The organism is Vibrio sp. CCB-PB317 (assembly GCF_022808245.1).
Taxonomy (GTDB): Bacteria; Pseudomonadota; Gammaproteobacteria; order Enterobacterales; family Vibrionaceae; genus Vibrio; species Vibrio diabolicus.
In genome coordinates, this window is the sequence record NZ_JALGNU010000001.1 from 1,303,214 (window position 1) to 1,321,898 (window position 18,685).

Consider the following 18,685-nt stretch of genomic DNA (forward strand, 5'->3'; position numbering starts at 1 on the left):
ACATTCTTAAGCTGCTGGATGGTAGCTAAGAGTGTTTTATCTTTTTATCTCCAGTAGCGATCTATTAAATACTTGGAGATAAATATGAACACCATTCAAAGTACATCACAGCGTGAAATTATCCTGACCGGCGATCGAGCGACAGGTCCGTTACACCTCGGACACTATGTCGGTTCATTGCAACAACGAGTCAAATTGCAAACGGAGCATGAGCAAACGATCTTGGTCGCGGACATGCAAGGTTTGACGGATAACGCCCACAATCCATCAAAAGTATCCTCCAATATTCTCAATGTCGTTGCGGATTATTTGGCCGTTGGTATCGACCCCACACAAACCACGATCACGTTGCAATCTCAAATACCAGCGTTAGCAGAGTTAACGATGTATTACAGCAATCTTGTCTCTATTACGCGTTTAGAGCGTAATCCCACGGTTAAAAATGAGATACAGAGTAAAGGCTTTGAACGCTCTATTCCTGCTGGCTTTTTAACGTATCCAATTTCTCAAGCTGCCGATATTACGGGGTTTCACGCGACGTTGGTTCCGGTAGGTGATGACCAACTGCCGATGTTGGAGCAAACTAATGAAATCGTAAGAAAAATAAACTACCTGGGTGGAAAAGAGGTTCTTAGAGAATGCCGTCCATTACTTAGTGATGCACCTCGTTTGCCGAGTACTGATGGTAAAAATAAGATGTCTAAAAGCATGGGGAACGCAATCAACTTAGGGGCCTCCGAAAAGGAGATTTCCGCGGCAGTGAAATCTATGTATACCGATCCTAATCATCTGAAAATTGAGGACCCTGGCCAAGTCGAAGGGAATATTGTATTCATCTACCTCGATGCCTTTCACCCTGATAAAGATTACGTCGAACAGCTAAAAGACCATTATCGACGAGGTGGGTTAGGTGATGGTTTGACCAAGAAAGTGTTAGAAGAATGCTTACAAGAGATGCTTCGCCCTATTCGAGAAAAGCGCGCTATGTATTTGAATGATAAAGCGCAGCTGATTGATATTTTAAAACAAGGTAGTGAGCGTTCTCGCGAGAAAGCCGAAAAAGTGCTATTTGATGTGAAAGATGTATTTGGTTTAAATTTGTTCTGAATTAAAAGTAGAGAGTTGAACATAAGGCACGACGGCTGGTTAGCAACGTGCCTTTTTAAGTTCCCAGTCAGTCAAAGCGCATTGTTAAGAAGAAAAAAATTCACGACGAAAATCCGCTACTTCTTGTTGGTAATAGCTTTGCCATTCCGGTTCTGACAAATTCGAATGGCTTGTGGTTCTTTCTTTTCTGAGTCTGGACTCAAGTTGTTGCAATGCTTGTTGGTAATCTCTGACTTGCTCTTTTTGCTCAGCAATTTGTTGCTGACGATCGTGAATCTCTTCGCTTTCGTCCTTCGTTAAGTAAGTTTTTTGCAGCTCTGCGATGATGGTTTGGCGATCTGGAAAGCTCATGCTATTGGGTATCAGGGCGACTGCACGCTCATATTTTGCTTGGTCGTTTGTAAGCCCGATAGCCTCTGCATTTTCTTGCCAGTCTATGATGAGTTGCTCGAAAGCTTGCAAAAAGCTTTCTGGACTTTGCGTGTTGAGCTGTTGGGCCTCTAAATTGAAATCGTATAGGGCGAACTCATCCGCGAAAATAACATCAGCCAACTCGCCCCAAATGCCTCTTGCCTCGGCTTTAAGTTGTGCAATACGTGAGGCTAGTGGTTGTTGCTCATCAAACAACAAATTACCCACACTTTCTTGCCATTGACTGTTGAGTTGATGGTAGCTCGCCAAAAGTTGAAATCGTGCTGACGATAAATAAGGCTCGAGCAAGGCTAACTGTTCCTCACAGTCGCGGTTCGACATACACTCATGCCAAAATGACTCAAGCTCTGCGACCAGTTTTCTCCCTTTGAGCAGAGTTAATCTCTCAGTCGTTATTTGAACCGCAGAAGGGAGCTCTGCAGTCTGTGGTGAAGCATCTGCATTGGGAGCGATATTGCTTGTTTTTAGTGATGTACTGGGGACGTTCTTATTTTTTGTCTTCGGATCAGAAGCGGACGCGGCCGTTTCTTGCTGCCCATCTTGACTGAAAGTTAAAAACATCATGCCCGCCATAATGGCGGACATGATTATCAACGCGATTTTCTTCATGGCTTGATTGTTGCGCTAACTGGGAAATGGTCAGAAAGATTGTAGTGTTTCCATAAACTCTCTGCGGTTGTGCGCGGCACGTCTACACGGTTGTCATTGAATGATTTCACCCTGTATTCACTACTCACCATAACATAGTCAAGGTATTCCACGTTTTCGCCACCTGATAACGGTTCACCTGCGAAGTTATTGATGCGGGGATCAAAGGTTGACTCCGTGTAACCAGAATACTGAGGCTCTATGGCGCTTAAGTTAGCGATCATTTGTTGGTAGTCACCAGGGAACTTTCTTTTGTTTACGTTAAAGTCGCCGCTATATACCACAGTTTCGTTTGAGGGAATGTTGAGAGATTTAGCGAGTGCGCGGATTTGTTTGAACTGGCGCTGACGATACTCGCGAGCGGTGTCTGTATCGAAAGATGCGGTATGGGTAGCAAACACATGGTAAGCCTGACCACCTTTAATAATTTCCGCATAATTCACGCCTTTGTCGGCAAAGCAGTCTGTGCCAGAGCAGTCGGGGAAGACATATTGCGCTTCATTCACGATAGGATAGCGACTGACAATGATCACCCCACCATCATGAATATTAACGCCTTCTTTATCTAACATCTTAGTTTGGTACGGATATTCCTTAGCTAACTCACGTAGGAATGCTTCACGACCGCTTGCAAACACTTCTTGCAGCGCTAATACATCATAACCTTTGACGTATTGAGGAATCAGTTCGTAACGATCACCGATGTGCGAGGCAATAGCCGTAAGAGCCCAGATGTTGTATGTCATCAACTTAAGGTTTTGTTCTTCGTTATCGACAGGTTCATTTACTTTGCTTGGTGTGATGGTGTAATAAAGATCGTCGTATCGAGCGGTACTGTCTGACTTAAATGCCAGTTCGGTTTCTCGGATGCCAAAAGCGTTAGTGTTGGCACGATGAATATTACGATCATCTTTAAGAGATAAATCGACATCGGCCGCCGATAAGCCATATTCAATGGTTGAATTATACCAATGACCTTCCATGACCTGATTGAGTGTTATGCTTTCACCTTTAGGGCTAGAAACCACAGTTTCAAAACGGTAAGTTTGGTTGGATTTCACGCCTTCCCAACGATTGAAGCTCAATACAGGTTTGGTTTCCCACGGACCAAGTACTTGTACATGTTGCTGCCACTCTTCTCCATATTGAAGTAAATCACTGCCTTCGTGCTTTACTTGAATAGTTAAAGGCTGATCAGAGTTATTGGTTAGATAAACATCTGTATCTGCAATGCTTGGCAATGCCACCAAGCCACTTAATAAAAGACCCCACTGCGATAATTTCATCTTATTTTTCCATCATTTGAACTAGAGCAATCATTCTTGTTTATAAATATTACTTGCACGTTAAATATGGATGACATCGAAGCCAGTACTAAAAATTGTTATCAGAATGTGATCTTTATTCAATGGTGAGGAGTCGGGGTAGAGAGTTAATGGTTGCTTAAGCGGTTGTAAATAATAGCGATGGTTACCGAATCGTACTCACTGCAATCAAGTTGTCATCTTCGCTCTATAAGTTGTGCGGCGTCATTCATCCAGCCACATGGCTAGAACTTAAATTGATAGATGGAGCACCATGGCTAGAGCAGTAAATCCAATCGATGAAACCATCATTAAATTACTACAAGACCAAGGTTTGATTAGAAGCGAAGCAGAAGCTCGTTTAAAGAAAGAGGTATACCGCTTACAGCCTAACGAGATTGAAAAAGTCAAAAATTATGCCCAGCACTTTGGCATCAACGCTAAAGAAAAACTCATCGATGAGATCTTAGAGTTGCGCCGGGAAGCGCTCATAAAAAAATGTAGACACAATACGGAGCATGCGAGCCTATCTCTAAAATAGCACGTGATAAAAATATCAATTACTGGTCAAGATTTGATCTCTCAGGCCGATGTATATAAGAGTGCTCAATGATATCGAGCGCAAAAAACAGTGTGTTTTAGAGGTTAAGCTTTCACTTAAGTGAGAGGTTTGGAAAGGCTGCAGGGAGAAAGTGCATGCGTATTAAAGACTTAAGTGTCGTAAAGAAAATATCGGTTAGTTATTTAACCGTTTTTGCCGTGTTTGGTTTAGTGTCAGTAATGTTGGTACAAGGTTTGTTAACACTGAATAAAGACATCTCAGTGCTAACAGATAAAAGTTTACCTTCTGTTGCGATTTTGAAAGGTATCCAAGTTGATATTACCAAAGTGCGTAAAGATGAGTTCTCTTTATTGCCAAACGCAAATCACCCCAAAATTGGTGAGTGGTTAAAAGGCCTCGACCAATGGCGTTCTGATGTGCAGGCTGGTATTGCAGAATACGAAAAGCTCGACCTTAATCAGCGTGAAACGCAGTCTTTTAGCGTTTTTAAAGAAACTTGGAATCAATACATCAAAGAAACGAAGACTTACAACGTATTGCTAAGCCAAGGCGATGCTGAAAGTGCAAATGATGTGATTTTATCAAGTTTCGATACCTACTCAAAAGCGTTGAGCAGCTTGGATGATACCCTCGCGTTGAACGATGAGTTGGTGAATTTGATTGGCGAAGAAGTACAAAATGAAGCGGCATTTACACAATACAGCGCTGCTGTTGGGGCGCTTGTCGTCGCATTGGTCATGGTAATGTCTGCCATGTTGCTTTCTCGAGTCATTTGCGGGCCTGTTGATCGAGCATTGGAATTCGCTTCTAAAATCGCCAAGGGTCAATTGAATAATCAAATCGACGAAAGTGAATTGAGCAAAGACGAGTTAGGAACGTTGCTCAAAGAGCTTGTCGGTATGCAAACAAACTTACATTCGCTGGTTTCTGAGATTAATGACTCAACGATTCAGCTAACGGCAGCAGTAGAGGAAGTGAGTGCTATTTCTTCTCAGACCGCTTCTGGTATGCAAAATCAACAAATTGAACTTAGTTCGGTGGCTTCTGCGATGACAGAAATGCAAGCTGCTGTAAGTGAAGTGGCACAAAATACCGAAGTTGGCGCGACCTCTGCTTACTCGGCAACGGAAGTGGCTAAACAAGGAACGGCGACGTTACAACAAACTATCGCAGTAATTGAGCGTGTATCACATACGATCCAAGAGTCAGATGAACTGGCACGTGAGCTTGAATCGAGCTCAAACAATATCAATGTGGTCGTAGATGTGATCCGCGGGATTGCGGAGCAAACAAACTTGTTAGCACTGAACGCCGCAATTGAAGCTGCTCGGGCCGGTGAACAAGGACGTGGGTTTGCTGTTGTGGCAGATGAGGTTCGTTCTCTGGCGCAACGCACTCAAGACTCCACTTCACAAATTGTGGAAATTGTTAATCAACTACAAGAGAGCAGCAGCAAAATAGGGCATTCAAGCCGTGATTGTCAGGAGGGCATTTCTCAGTGTGTTGAGCAAGTCAATGACGCTGATAGCCAGATAAAAGAAATTGAACATTCTGTCGATAACATAGCGCAAATGAGCACACAAATCGCAACGGCGTGCAGCGAGCAGAATTCTGTATCCGAAGAGCTGAATCGCAGTGTGGAGCATATTAATAGTGCCTCAACAGAGATGGCTGAGGGAGCTTCGCAAACGGCTGTGGCTTGCCAGCAGATCAGTAGCCTAGCGCACAACTTGAAAACTCGAATGGGTTCATTCCAGCTCTAGTTGTTGTGTTTCAGCTTTATTCCTAACCTCATTACTACAAAAAATAAGCCGGACGAAATGTCCGGCTTATTTATTCTCTGTCTATAAATAAGTTCAGAGCATGCTCAATCTTGGGAGAATATGCTCGCTAGGCTGGAATACCACTATGGAACTTAAAATCTGTATCTGGCGTAGAAATTAAATCCGCCTCAACTCGGCCAAAATAGGCTATGCGTTCGCTGATGTCTTTGCCCGCGATTTGCTCTGCCAATACAAGATAATCTTGATAGTGGCGTGCTTCTGAGCGCAGTAAAGAAACGTAGAATTTTGCGATATCGTCATCCATATGTGGTGCTAGTTTGGCAAAACGCTCACAAGATCGGGCTTCTATGTAGGCACCAATGATGAGTTTATCGATCAGCGTTTCCGGTTCATGAGTCTTCATATGCGAAATGAGCCCTTTAGCATAGCGACTTGCTGGAATATTTTTATACTCAATTCCACGACTTTCCATGATCTCTAAAACTTGATAAAAGTGGTGTAACTCCTCTTTAATCAAAAGCACCATTTTATCGATCAAATCTTGGCTGTACGGTGAGTTTGACTTAGCCATGATCGCTTTGGAAATATTGCTCTTACCTTTTAAAGTTTCTAGTGAGCCTACATTGCGATAAGCAAAATCTTCATAGGGTTTAAACCAGTCAAGCAGAGCATGTGAACTGGATTGGTCAACGGCATACTTACGAATTAAAAACATCGCAGATTGGCCAGCTTTTAGCTCACACAGTAGGTGGTCTAATAAAATGGTTTGAAGGTTTTCTGGTTTCTTTGCTTCCTCTACCCATTCATCAGGTGTGCTGCATTGCAGAAATTGGTTAATGGGAGCAAGAAGATCTTGATAGGCGTCTAGATTCATCATTTTAGTTTTAGTACTTCACATTCTAATTGGGCATATCCGCTATCTTACGGATAGAAAAAAGGCTGCGATTGCAGCCTTTATTGACCTTAAGTGAATGTTACCACTTTTTCTTCTCGCCGAAGAGTGCTTCCATGTCATTGTCGCGCTCTTTATCGGCGATCTGCTGCATTTCGGCATCACTTTTATCTTGGCGTTTTTTATCTAGGTCGCCCAGCATGTCTTCAAGCTTCTGTTTCGCTTGAATCGAGTAGGGATCGCTCTTTGTACTCAATGCATCGATACCTTTGCGTAGCAGTTGAAGTGCTGTACCAGGTTGACCTCGAGCGATTGAGTCGTTTGCTCTTTTAATGACGTTTTCGATGTTGATACGAATCTGCATCGTTTCTAAACGCGCATTTTCAGCGACATAAGTCTGGGTGTCGATACGGCCTTTATTGTGTTCGTTACGGATAGTATCGCGGAGGCGCTTCACCAACTTAAGCATGACGATGGCTTGTTTATCACTGCTCGGCATTTTGAACGTGGTACTCTCGCCAGTGGGACCATTCTCTTTCAGTTGCTCAATCTGTTGCTTCATGTTTTCGATACGTTGAGCAAGTTGCTTATTCTTCGGGTCAAGCTCATGCATGCTTTCTAGCGCGTCAAGAATACGATTGTTTAGACACAGCAACAGCTCCTTACTAAAAGGGATATGGTGCGCGTGACCAATCAACTCTTCAGTGCCATCAATCAAGGCAACATAGCGTGCGGACTCCTGTCTTTTCGCAGTTTCTACCTTGACCTTATACTGCAACATAATGTTATAGCCTAGGATCAACACCAGTAGGATGGCTACCAAAGCGATTATTAAACCAATATTCATATCTTTGCGTCTGCTTTACTTTTCTACGGCTAGCGTTAAAGAATACATGAATCTTATCTTACTCGGCACCCTATTTGTTTGATTATTTTGTCTCTCCCACGTTTTAGCTACTGATAGAAGTCACATCATAGAACTTCAGTCATTTATTGGCTCAACTTTGTGCATATTGTTTCTATGTTGAGGATTATCAGTATGTGATTGAGGTATAAGTTAGAAATTACTGTTCATTTCGATTTGAACGCGTTATAACTAATTATTATATCGCTCGTCCGAGTGGCCAATAAATTATCTCATGAACAAGTAAGGGATTACGATGAAACTGCAGCAGCTGAAGTATATTGTTGAGGTTGTAAACCATAATCTGAATGTATCCGCGACGGCAGAAAGCTTGTATACCTCTCAGCCAGGTATCAGTAAGCAGGTTCGGTTGCTGGAAGATGAGTTAGGCATTCAGATTTTTGAACGTAGCGGTAAGCACTTAACACAGGTGACACCTGCTGGTGAAGAAATTGTACGTATCTCTCAAGAAATTCTCGCTCGTGTAGAAAGTATCAAAGCTGTAGCAGGGGAGCACACCCACCCAGAAATGGGGACGCTGAATATCACCACGACACATACGCAAGCGCGTTATGCTTTGCCGGATGTCATCAAAGGTTTCACTTCTCGCTACCCAAAAGTGTCATTACACATGCATCAAGGTACGCCGTCACAAATGTCTGAGGCAATTGCTAAAGGTACGGCGAACTTTGCGATTGCGACAGAAGCGCTTCACTTATATCAAGATGCCATCATGCTGCCTTGTTATCACTGGAACCGTTCAATTGTCGTGCCTAAAGATCATCCATTAGCGAAGAAAGATAAGGTAACGATCAGCGATCTTGCCGCTTATCCATTGGTCACTTATGTGTTTGGTTTTACGGGCCGTTCAGAGTTAGATACCGCATTTAATCGTGAGGGTTTAACCCCGAGAGTGGTGTTCACTGCAACTGATGCGGACGTTATTAAAACGTATGTTCGCATGGGTATTGGTGTTGGTGTGATTGCGAGCATGGCTGTGGATGAAGAGCAGGACAGCGATTTAGTCGCAATAGATGCGAGCCATTTATTCGGGGCTAGTACGACAAGTATTGGCTTCCGTCGCGGCACATTCCTGCGCTCATACATGTTCGATTTTATGGAACGCTTTGCTCCTCATTTAACTCGCCCAGTGGTAGAGCAGGCGATTTCGTTGAAATCTAATGCAGAAATCGAAGAGATGTTTAAAGACATCGAGCTCCCGGTGAGATAACACTTCATTGATGTTTCGATTCCCTCTACAATGCGCTCGTTGTAGGGGGGAGTTATGAAAACGCAATTTCAATTTATTAATGACTGCTTATTGGAAAACGAATCGCTATGGCGGTTTGAACCATTTAAAAGTAGCATTCACACCGCATTACCTTGGCAAGAGCAACACCCTCAGTTGTGCCAGTGGTTAGTGTTTCTTTCTCCCTCTCAAATCGAAGAGTATAAAGCGGAACCTGAACTCGCCTTAAAAGCGATAAGCGCGTTCGTGCCTCAACTCGAACAACTCGCTTATCACACGCGTTTAGAGTCTTTAACCTTAAATGGTTTGGCACTCGCTCGTGGTTTAGACAACGGCATTCCCGGACGTAAGCTGGAGCAAATCAGCTCGATGGGTGAAGCTGCAATTCAACAACACTGTGGCGAAGAATGGTTAGAGTGGTGTTCAGGGAAAGGTTATTTAGGACGAATCCTGGCAACACAAACCGATCAGCCTGTGACCAGTTTCGAATATCAACAAGCACTGTGTGATTCAGGGCAACAAGCTGCGAATGAACACCATTGGAAAATGACGTTTATTCAAGGTGACGCGTTTGATAGCAAAGCAAAAGCGGTATTCAAGCCAACGCAACACGCGGTGGCACTGCATGCGTGTGGTGACCTCCATGTTCGTCTAATGCAGTACGGCAGTGAGAATGGGATTGCTGCGATGACCATCTCACCTTGTTGTTATCACTTGATTCAGTCGGAACAATACCAGCCGATGTCGAAACCGGGGAGGGTTTCTTCTCTCTCATTGTCTAAGCAAGAACTGCGTATCCCGTTACAGCAAACGGTGACAGGGGGAGAGCGTGTACGTCGCCATCGTCAGCAGGAAATGGTGTTTCGTCTTGGCTTCGATTTGATTACTCGACGAGCGTTAGGCATGGCAGAGTACCAACCTGTCCCCAGTATTCGTAAGTCGCAATTAAGTGAAGGCTTTGAATCTTTGTGTCGCTGGGCGGCGGAGCAGAAAGGTATCGTTCTTTCTCAAGAAATCGATTTCGATCATTTTGAAAAGTTAAGCGAACAACGCTTCTGGCAAATGGAGAGAATGAGCTTAGTGCAACTGGTTTTTCAACGTCCATTGGAGATCTGGCTCGCATTGGACAAAGCACTTTATCTTGAAGAACGTGGTTATCGTGTTAGATTGTCAGAGTTTTGCCCTAAATCAGTTACACCTAGAAATATTTTAATTTGCGCATATAAGAATTAGTTATTTTTTATAGCTAAACGCTCTATATGAAAAAGCCCACTTATGCGTGGGCTTTTGTAAACAAAACGTGACAAGTTGTGTTTTATTTTGTCATTAATTGAACATAGCGATAGCTTGAGTTGGTTCAACGTATTCCAAGTCAAAGCTTTCTGCTACTTCTTTACATGTTACTTTTCCGTGAATAACGTTTAGACCTTCAAGGAAGCCTTTGTCTTCTAGAAGTGCCTCACGGTAGCCTTTGTTTGCGAGTTTCACAATGTAAGGGAGTGTTGCATTGTTCAATGCGAAAGTTGAAGTACGTGCAACCGCACCAGGCATATTTGCTACGCAGTAGTGAACCACTTCATCAACGATGTAAGTTGGATCTGCGTGGGTTGTTGCGTGAGATGTCTCGAAACAGCCACCTTGGTCAATAGCCACGTCAACCACTGCCGCACCAGGTTTCATCTTAGCAATGTGCTCTTTTGTTACCAGCTTAGGCGCTGCTGCTCCAGGAATTAGAACGGCACCGATAACAAGGTCAGCTTCTAGAACATGCTTCTCGATAGCGTCTTCAGTAGAATAAACCACTTTAGCGCGACCTTGGAATTCTTCGTCAAGCTTACGAAGTGTATCTACGTTACGGTCTAGAATGGTTACGTCAGCGCGAAGACCAACAGCCATACGAGCTGCGTTTGCACCAACAACACCACCACCAACGATGACGACTTTCGCTGGCTCAACACCAGGTACGCCACCTAGAAGTAAACCACGACCCCCGTGTGATTTTTCTAGAGTTTGGGCACCAGCTTGGATAGACATCCGCCCTGCCACTTCTGACATTGGTGCTAACAGTGGCAAACGACCCATATTATCTGTTACAGTCTCATAGGCTATACAGACAGCTTTGCTCTTGATTAGCTCATCAGTTTGTGGAAAATCTGGTGCTAGGTGTAAATAAGTAAATAAAATTTGCCCTTCGCGGAGCATTGCTCTCTCTACTGCTTGGGGTTCTTTTACTTTTACAATCATGTCTGCTTGCGCGAATACGTCTGCAGCATGAGGGAGAATGGATGCGCCGACAGCGATGTAATCATCGTCTGAAAAACCAATGCCGGCACCTGCATTGGTCTCAACTAAAACTTGGTGACCATGTGAGATGAGTTCTCTCACGCTTGCTGGGATCATACCAACACGATATTCGTGGTTCTTGATTTCCTTAGGTACGCCAATGATCATCCTGTATCCTCTTTCTATAATGGTTGTATTAACTGTTTGTAGGGTGTTATTGTCGAATTAATAACTAGTATAGTTATAGATTTGTAAAATTTGGCACCAAATATTAAAAAGTTGTAGTATATTTTTTTGCAAGGAAGTAATAAGGTGGAATAAAAAATGGCAGACAACTATAAAAAGCCGTCCAAGGAACTAGACCGTATCGACCGCAACATTCTTAATGAACTGCAGAAAGACGGTCGTATTTCAAACGTTGAGCTTTCAAAACGTGTGGGACTTTCTCCAACGCCATGTTTGGAGCGTGTACGTCGCTTAGAGCGTCAGGGTTACATCACAGGATACACTGCATTATTGAATCCGCAGTTCCTGGATGCGTCACTATTAGTATTCGTTGAGATTACATTAAACCGTGGTGCGCCGGATGTATTTGAGCAGTTTAACTCAGCTGTTCAAAAGCTAGACGACATACAAGAGTGTCATCTTGTATCAGGTGACTTTGACTATCTTCTTAAAACCCGTGTATCAGATATGGGTGCTTACCGCCGACTATTGGGCGATACGTTACTACGTCTACCTGGCGTAAATGACACTCGCACATACGTTGTAATGGAAGAAGTGAAGCAATCTAACCAGCTTGTGATCAAAACTCGTTAATTTCTTGCAAAGAAAGCGGTATATGCTTCCGCTTTCGCCAGAGAGTAATTGGGTTTTTCTCTTTGATATGGTTAAATCAATTTACCGAGCGGCTTGATGCCGCTCGGAATGTTTTGCAATTTCCTATTTCATTTCCATATTCAAGTTGATTTATGTTCAAAGAGAACGCAAAGAAAGTCGAAACCATTATCAAAACCAGTGAAGAGCCCCAGTCTTCACGCTTAAATGGCTTCCAACGCTTAAAAGAGTGCTGCTTTATCGTTGGCGTTCTTAGCTCGGTATTGCTTGCGGTTGCACTATTTACCTTCAGTCCGGCCGATCCTTCTTGGTCCCAAACCGCATGGGGAGGGGAGATCGACAATGCTGGTGGCCTTTTCGGCGCTTGGCTTGCGGACACACTATTCTTCACATTTGGCTCTCTCGCTTATCCCATCCCTTTCTTGCTAGCTGCGGCTGCATGGGTGATTTGCCGTAAACGAGGAGAAGATGAGCCAATTGATTTCATGTTATGGGGTACGAGGTTACTCGGCCTTGTCGTCCTTATAATGACGAGCTGTGGTCTAGCCGATATTAATTTTGATGATATTTGGTATTTCTCGTCCGGTGGTGTCGTCGGGGACGTGTTGTCTAGCCTAGCTTTACCTACATTGAATGTACTTGGCACGACATTGGTACTGCTGTTCTTATGGGGAGCGGGTTTTACTCTCTTTACTGGCATCTCATGGCTTAACATCGTTGAGTGGCTTGGAGATCGTGCATTAGCGCTAATTGCGGCGCTTGCAAATAAGATAAGAGGCTCTGAGCAAGAAGTTTTAGAACCTCAGTTAGATGAGTTCGTGGAAGATAAAGTCTCTACGCCTAGACATAACGTAGACCATGACATTGATGATGAGCCGCTTCCTCATTTAACGGCGTTCGATGTCGATGAGCCGAAAGAATCGGCGCCTGTACATGAGTATCCTATTTATATGCCGCAAGCTAAACCTGAGAAGCCAGCGGAACAAATGATGGTGGAACCAACGCCACCACAACGCAAGGCTACGGTTAATGCTGCGCCAGTTTATGCTCAACCTGAGCACCAAACGCAACCTGTCCATGCGGTGAATACTGATAACGTTGATCCGCTTCTGGAGCGTACCAAGCAGCTGAATGTCACGATAGAAGAGCTTGAAGCTGCAGCGCAACAAGCAGATGACTGGGGAACTGAAGAACAGGTAGCCCCATCACTTGCAGACACTTACTCTTCCTATGTAGAGCAACATACAGCTACAGAAGAACCGAACAGTGTTGAACCAGATTATGCGGAGTACGAACAATTTGAAGCAGAGCAAGTACAGCAGCCAAGTATTGAGCATCCTGTGCATGAAGAGCCTGTAATTGATTCCGCTGCGCTAGATAGCATCACGGAGCAAACAGAATCGAGTCAACACATTGAACCTACGATCTCTGATTTTGACGTGTTAGACGATGAAGACGAAGTGGAGTCACAGTCTGTACAACAACTACAGCCAGCTCCAGCAACACCTCATCAGCAAGTGGCAACACCTTCAACAACATTTGAACCTGCACTTCAAAAAGCGGAGGTTGAAGAGGTTCAAGACGGCGACGAAGATGTAGCGGCATTCCAAGACATGGTTTCTAGTGCGCAAGCCAAAGTAGCAGCGACACAGAACCCATTTTTGGTACAGAAAGAAGAAAACTTGCCTGTTCCAGAAGAACCACTTCCAACGCTCGAGTTGCTTTACCATCCAGAAAAACGCGAAAACTTTATCGACCGTGATGCTCTAGAGCAGGTCGCTCGATTGGTTGAGAGCAAGCTAGCGGACTACAAAATCAAAGCCGACGTGGTGGGGATTTATCCTGGTCCAGTGATCACTCGTTTTGAGCTTGATTTGGCGCCGGGGGTAAAAGTAAGCCGTATTTCTGGTCTTTCAACTGACTTAGCTCGTGCATTGTCTGCAATGGCTGTACGTGTTGTAGAAGTAATCCCAGGCAAGCCTTACATCGGTTTGGAACTGCCAAACATGAGTCGTCAGACGGTCTATTTATCTGATGTAATCAGTAGTCCTCAGTTTGAGCAAGCAACGTCACCAACAACGGTTGTGTTAGGTCAAGACATTGCGGGTGAAGCTGTTGTGGCTGATCTCGCGAAGATGCCTCACGTGCTAGTAGCAGGTACAACCGGTTCTGGTAAGTCGGTGGGTGTGAACGTGATGATTTTGAGCATGCTGTATAAAGCTGGCCCAGAAGATGTACGCTTCATCATGATTGACCCGAAAATGCTAGAGCTTTCTATTTACGAAGGTATCCCTCATCTTCTTTCTGAAGTTGTGACTGATATGAAAGACGCATCAAACGCTCTACGTTGGTGTGTGGGTGAGATGGAACGTCGTTATAAATTGATGTCGGCATTGGGCGTTCGTAATGTGAAAGGCTTTAACGAGAAGTTGAAGATGGCAGCAGAAGCAGGTCACCCAATTCATGATCCATTCTGGCAAGAAGGCGACAGTATGGATACGGAACCGCCATTGTTAGAAAAACTGCCTTACATCGTTGTTGTTGTCGATGAATTTGCTGACCTGATGATGGTGGTTGGTAAGAAGGTAGAAGAACTGATTGCACGCTTGGCACAAAAGGCGCGTGCGGCAGGTATTCATTTAATTCTTGCGACTCAGCGTCCATCGGTGGATGTTATCACGGGTCTGATTAAAGCGAATATTCCAACTCGTGTTGCGTTTACGGTATCGACTAAAACAGACTCCCGTACGATTCTAGACCAAGGTGGTGCAGAATCACTGCTTGGTATGGGTGATATGTTGTATCTACCGCCGGGCTCAAGTCATACAACTCGTGTCCACGGTGCATTTGCATCAGATGATGATGTTCATGCTGTTGTAAACAACTGGAAAGCGCGTGGTAAACCGAACTACATTGAAGAGATCATCAGCGGAGATCAAAGTCCAGAAAGCTTATTGCCAGGTGAGCAAATGGAAGCGGATGAAGATGTGGATCCACTCTTCGATCAAGTCGTTGAGCACGTAGTTCAGTCACGTCGAGGCTCTGTTTCTGGCGTACAGCGTCGATTTAAGATCGGTTACAACCGTGCCGCCCGTATTGTTGAGCAACTCGAAGCGCAAGGTATCGTGAGTGCTCCGGGTCACAACGGTAACCGCGAAGTTTTAGCTCCTGCGCCGCCAAAAGATTAATGAACTTGTTTTACTCACTTCAGTCCAACTGAGGTGAGTAACTTTAGGTCTTTGACCCTCTGATAGGTATCTGAATGAAAAAACGATTTTCAGCGAAACTTTTCTCAGCGCTAGTTTTAAGCGTTTCTTTCTTCTCAGCTGCGAATGCAGCATCTCCAAAAGATGAACTCAATAAACGTCTCGCAATGAACGAAGGTTTCAGTGCCGATTTCTCCCAGCAAGTGATCAGCCCTGAAGGTGAAACGGTAATGGAAGGTGAGGGCACGGTTGAAATCGCTCGTCCAAGCTTGTTCCGTTGGAGTACGACTTTTCCTGATGAAAATCTTTTAGTATCTGATGGCAAGACGTTGTGGTATTACAGCCCATTCATTGAGCAAGTAAGCATTTACTGGCAAGAGCAAGCGACCGAGCAAACACCATTTGTGCTGTTAACTCGCAATAGAGCAAGCGACTGGGATAACTATAAGATTTCTCAGAAAGGTAATGAGTTTACGCTCATTCCAACGGCAATTGACTCTACTCAAGGCCAATTCCAGATTAATATTGATGCAAAAGGCGTAGTGAAAGGCTTTAACGTCATTGAGCAAGATGGTCAGAAAGGGCTGTTTACTTTTAGTAATGTTAAGCTTGGTAAACCAAAGGTAGACAGATTTACATTCACAATTCCAGATGGCGTGGAAGTGGATGACCAAAGGAATTAATTGGTAGTGAGTAATTACACGTTAGATTTCTCAGGGGACGAAGATTTTCGTCCCCTTGCTGCTCGTATGAGACCACAAACTATCGAACAGTATATTGGACAGCAGCATATTTTAGGTCCGGGTAAACCCCTACGCCGAGCGCTAGAGGCTGGACACATTCACTCGATGATTTTGTGGGGACCACCAGGCACAGGCAAAACGACATTAGCGGAAGTGGCAGCAAACTATGCCAACGCCGAAGTTGAGCGTGTATCTGCGGTGACGTCTGGCGTTAAAGAGATCCGTGCTGCGATCGACAAAGCGCGTGAGAACAAAATGGCAGGTCGCCGCACTATCTTATTCGTGGATGAGGTGCATCGCTTTAACAAATCACAACAAGATGCGTTTTTACCGCATATTGAAGACGGTACGGTTACGTTTATCGGTGCGACCACAGAGAACCCTTCGTTTGAGTTAAACAACGCATTACTCTCGCGTGCTCGCGTTTATAAGTTGACTTCTCTTGGCCAGAGCGAAATATCGCTGGCGCTTGATCAAGCGATTAACGACAAAGATCGCGGCTTGGGGAATATACCAGCACATTTCGCCGATAACGTACTAGATCGCCTAGCAGAGCTAGTTAACGGTGATGCTCGCATGTCTCTCAACTACCTTGAGCTACTATACGATATGGCAGAAGACAATGCGCAGGGTGAAAAAGAAATCACGCTTAAGTTACTTGCGGAAGTGGCGGGAGAAAAGGTCTCTCGCTTTGATAACAAAGGTGATATCTGGTACGACTTAATCTCTGCGGTTCACAAATCTATTCGTGGATCAAACCCAGATGCCGCTTTGTATTGGGCTGCTCGTATGATAGCTGCAGGTTGTGATCCACTTTACATTGCCCGTCGATTACTTGCGATAGCATCGGAAGATGTCGGCAATGCGGACCCTAGAGCCATGCAAGTTGCACTCTCCGCGTGGGACTGTTTTACACGCGTTGGTCCAGCAGAAGGTGAGCGTGCGATTGCTCAAGCAATTGTTTATCTCGCGTGCGCTCCAAAGAGTAATGCCGTTTATGTTGCTTGGAAACAAGCGCTCACTGACGCACATAACTTGCCTGAATATGAAGTGCCGCATCACTTGCGTAATGCACCCACCAGTCTGATGAAAGACATGGGCTATGGCGCAGAGTATCGTTATGCTCACGACGAGCCGGGTGCCTATGCAGCCGGTGAGCAATATTTGCCACCAGAAATGGCAGATCGTAAGTATTATCAGCCAACAAATCGCGGTCTAGAAACCAAAATCGGCGAAAAGTTAGATTACTTGGCTAAATTAGACGCAAATAGCCAACAAAAGCGCTATGAAAAGTAGGCGTTTTTGGATACATTTGTTCAGTAAATTTTTTTAACGCGTACGCTTGGAAAGTGCGCGTGATTTCACAACAAAAAGCATAGGATTAACAATGCTGGATTCTAAATTACTTCGTACAGAGCTGGATGAAACAGCTGCTAAACTGGCGCGTCGTGGCTTTAAGCTAGACGTAGAGACTATTCGTAAACTTGAAGAACAACGTAAGTCCATTCAAGTAGAAGTAGAAAATTTACAATCCACGCGTAACTCCATCTCCAAGCAAATCGGCCAAAAAATGGCGGCTGGCGACAAAGAAGGCGCAGAAGAGATCAAGAAACAAATCGGTACTCTAGGTAGCGATCTTGACGCGAAGAAAGTTGAACTTGAGCAAGTAATGGCTCAACTAGACGAATTCACGCTTTCTGTACCAAATATCCCAGCAGATGAAGTGCCAGATGGCAAAGACGAAAATGACAACGTTGAAATCTCTCGTTGGGGTGAGCCTAAGACTTACGACTTCGAACTAAAAGACCATGTTGACCTAGGTGAAATGGGTGGCGGTCTAGACTTCGCAAGTGCAGTTAAGATCACTGGCGCACGTTTCATCGTGATGAAAGGCCAATTTGCTCGTCTACACCGTGCAATCGCTCAGTTCATGCTAGATCTTCACACAGAAGAACATGGCTACACTGAAATGTACGTACCTTACCTAGTGAACTCTGACAGCCTATTCGGTACTGGTCAGCTTCCTAAGTTCGGTAAAGACCTTTTCCACACAGAGCCTCTAGCGGAAAAAGTAAACGACGAAGAGCCACGTAAACTGTCTCTAATCCCTACTGCAGAAGTGCCTGTAACGAACCTAGTTCGTGACACGATTTCTGACGAAGCGGATCTACCAATTAAGATGACAGCTCACACGCCATGTTTCCGTTCAGAAGCAGGTTCTTACGGTCGTGACACTCGTGGTCTGATTCGTATGCACCAGTTCGACAAAGTTGAGCTAGTACAAATCACTAAGCCAGAAGATTCAATGAACGCACTAGAAGAGCTAACAGGTCACGCTGAGAAAGTTCTACAACTTCTTGAACTTCCTTACCGTAAAGTCGTTCTATGTACTGGCGACATGGGCTTCGGCGCTCGTAAAACTTACGACCTAGAAGTTTGGGTTCCTGCTCAAGAAACTTACCGTGAAATCTCTTCATGTTCTAACATGTGGGACTTCCAAGCTCGTCGTATGCAAGCGCGTTTCCGTCGTAAAGGCGAGAAGAAACCTGAGCTTGTACACACGCTAAACGGTTCTGGTCTAGCTGTAGGTCGTACCATGGTTGCTATCCTAGAAAACAACCAAGAAGCAGACGGTCGCATTGCAATCCCGGCAGTACTTCAGAAGTACATGGGCGGCGCAACGCACATCGGTTAATGCATTAGCCACTAGAACACCAAAACCCAGCCATAGTGC

General features: G+C 44.6%; 15 protein-coding genes. 10 read left to right on the forward strand and 5 right to left on the reverse strand.

All coding sequences use genetic code 11. The features are described from left to right. Nucleotides 1-84 precede the first annotated feature (84 nt). Nucleotides 85-1,107 carry a tryptophan--tRNA ligase gene (trpS, locus tag MTR11_RS06085; protein WP_243327140.1) on the forward strand — a complete coding sequence of 341 codons (1,023 nt, stop codon included), beginning with the start codon at nucleotides 85-87 and terminating at the stop codon, nucleotides 1,105-1,107. 84 nt (nucleotides 1,108-1,191) lie between these two features. Here the strand turns inward: trpS and MTR11_RS06090 are convergent, their stop codons facing one another. Both MTR11_RS06090 and MTR11_RS06095 read right to left on the reverse strand, forming a co-directional pair. Further along, nucleotides 1,192-2,148, reverse strand: a complete 957-nt coding sequence (locus tag MTR11_RS06090; RefSeq protein WP_243327141.1) for an ATP-dependent dsDNA exonuclease — start codon at nucleotides 2,146-2,148, stop codon at nucleotides 1,192-1,194. Next, on the reverse strand, nucleotides 2,145-3,473 hold the full coding sequence (locus MTR11_RS06095; protein WP_243327142.1) for a sphingomyelin phosphodiesterase: 1,329 nt from the start codon (nucleotides 3,471-3,473) through the stop codon (nucleotides 2,145-2,147). Before MTR11_RS06095 ends, MTR11_RS06090 begins: the two co-directional genes overlap by 4 nt. 292 nt (nucleotides 3,474-3,765) lie before the next feature. On the opposite strand from MTR11_RS06095, the gene MTR11_RS06100 reads away from it, so the two are divergent. Together MTR11_RS06100 and MTR11_RS06105 are read left to right on the forward strand one after the other, a co-directional pair. After that, nucleotides 3,766-4,032 (forward strand): hypothetical protein, encoded by a 267-nt coding sequence (locus MTR11_RS06100; RefSeq protein WP_012841963.1) that lies wholly within the window; start codon nucleotides 3,766-3,768, stop codon nucleotides 4,030-4,032. Between the two features lie 155 nt (nucleotides 4,033-4,187). Then, complete coding sequence (locus tag MTR11_RS06105) at nucleotides 4,188-5,816, forward strand: methyl-accepting chemotaxis protein (RefSeq protein WP_046874757.1); 1,629 nt, start codon at nucleotides 4,188-4,190, stop codon at nucleotides 5,814-5,816. Nucleotides 5,817-5,943: 127 nt separating this feature from the next. Here the strand turns inward: MTR11_RS06105 and miaE are convergent, their stop codons facing one another. Both miaE and MTR11_RS06115 read right to left on the reverse strand, forming a co-directional pair. After that, the gene (gene miaE, locus MTR11_RS06110) at nucleotides 5,944-6,714 is read right to left on the reverse strand and encodes a tRNA isopentenyl-2-thiomethyl-A-37 hydroxylase MiaE (RefSeq protein WP_104974277.1); all 771 of its coding nucleotides are present in this window, start codon (nucleotides 6,712-6,714) and stop codon (nucleotides 5,944-5,946) included. 97 nt (nucleotides 6,715-6,811) lie between these two features. Continuing rightward, nucleotides 6,812-7,576 carry a hypothetical protein gene (locus MTR11_RS06115; protein WP_006742886.1) on the reverse strand — a complete coding sequence of 255 codons (765 nt, stop codon included), beginning with the start codon at nucleotides 7,574-7,576 and terminating at the stop codon, nucleotides 6,812-6,814. A 313-nt stretch (nucleotides 7,577-7,889) separates the two neighbouring features. Between MTR11_RS06115 and cysB the strand changes: the two genes are divergently transcribed. Then, nucleotides 7,890-8,864 (forward strand): HTH-type transcriptional regulator CysB, encoded by a 975-nt coding sequence (cysB, locus tag MTR11_RS06120; RefSeq protein WP_006742885.1) that lies wholly within the window; start codon nucleotides 7,890-7,892, stop codon nucleotides 8,862-8,864. A gap of 54 nt (nucleotides 8,865-8,918) precedes the next feature. After that, a complete protein-coding gene (locus MTR11_RS06125) occupies nucleotides 8,919-10,115 on the forward strand; it encodes a methyltransferase (protein ID WP_243327143.1) in 1,197 nt (398 codons plus the stop codon). Nucleotides 10,116-10,208: 93 nt separating this feature from the next. Here MTR11_RS06125 and ald read toward each other — a convergent pair whose 3' ends face one another. Next, a complete protein-coding gene (gene ald / locus MTR11_RS06130) occupies nucleotides 10,209-11,333 on the reverse strand; it encodes an alanine dehydrogenase (protein WP_005378241.1) in 1,125 nt (374 codons plus the stop codon). Between the two features lie 156 nt (nucleotides 11,334-11,489). Between ald and lrp the strand changes: the two genes are divergently transcribed. From lrp to serS, 5 genes are all read left to right on the forward strand, one after another. After that, nucleotides 11,490-11,984, forward strand: coding sequence for a leucine-responsive transcriptional regulator Lrp (lrp, locus tag MTR11_RS06135; RefSeq protein ID WP_005378234.1), 495 nt, complete (start codon nucleotides 11,490-11,492; stop codon nucleotides 11,982-11,984). Nucleotides 11,985-12,136: 152 nt separating this feature from the next. Next, nucleotides 12,137-15,190, forward strand: coding sequence for a DNA translocase FtsK 4TM domain-containing protein (locus MTR11_RS06140; protein ID WP_243327144.1), 3,054 nt, complete (start codon nucleotides 12,137-12,139; stop codon nucleotides 15,188-15,190). 74 nt (nucleotides 15,191-15,264) lie between these two features. Continuing rightward, the gene (gene lolA, locus MTR11_RS06145; protein WP_012841960.1) at nucleotides 15,265-15,891 is read left to right on the forward strand and encodes an outer membrane lipoprotein chaperone LolA; all 627 of its coding nucleotides are present in this window, start codon (nucleotides 15,265-15,267) and stop codon (nucleotides 15,889-15,891) included. Then, the gene (locus MTR11_RS06150; RefSeq protein ID WP_031780168.1) at nucleotides 15,892-17,247 is read left to right on the forward strand and encodes a replication-associated recombination protein A; all 1,356 of its coding nucleotides are present in this window, start codon (nucleotides 15,892-15,894) and stop codon (nucleotides 17,245-17,247) included. Nucleotides 17,248-17,338: 91 nt separating this feature from the next. Then, nucleotides 17,339-18,646: a serine--tRNA ligase gene (gene serS, locus MTR11_RS06155; RefSeq protein WP_053807197.1), complete on the forward strand. Its 1,308-nt coding sequence runs from the start codon at nucleotides 17,339-17,341 to the stop codon at nucleotides 18,644-18,646. Nucleotides 18,647-18,685 lie beyond the last annotated feature (39 nt).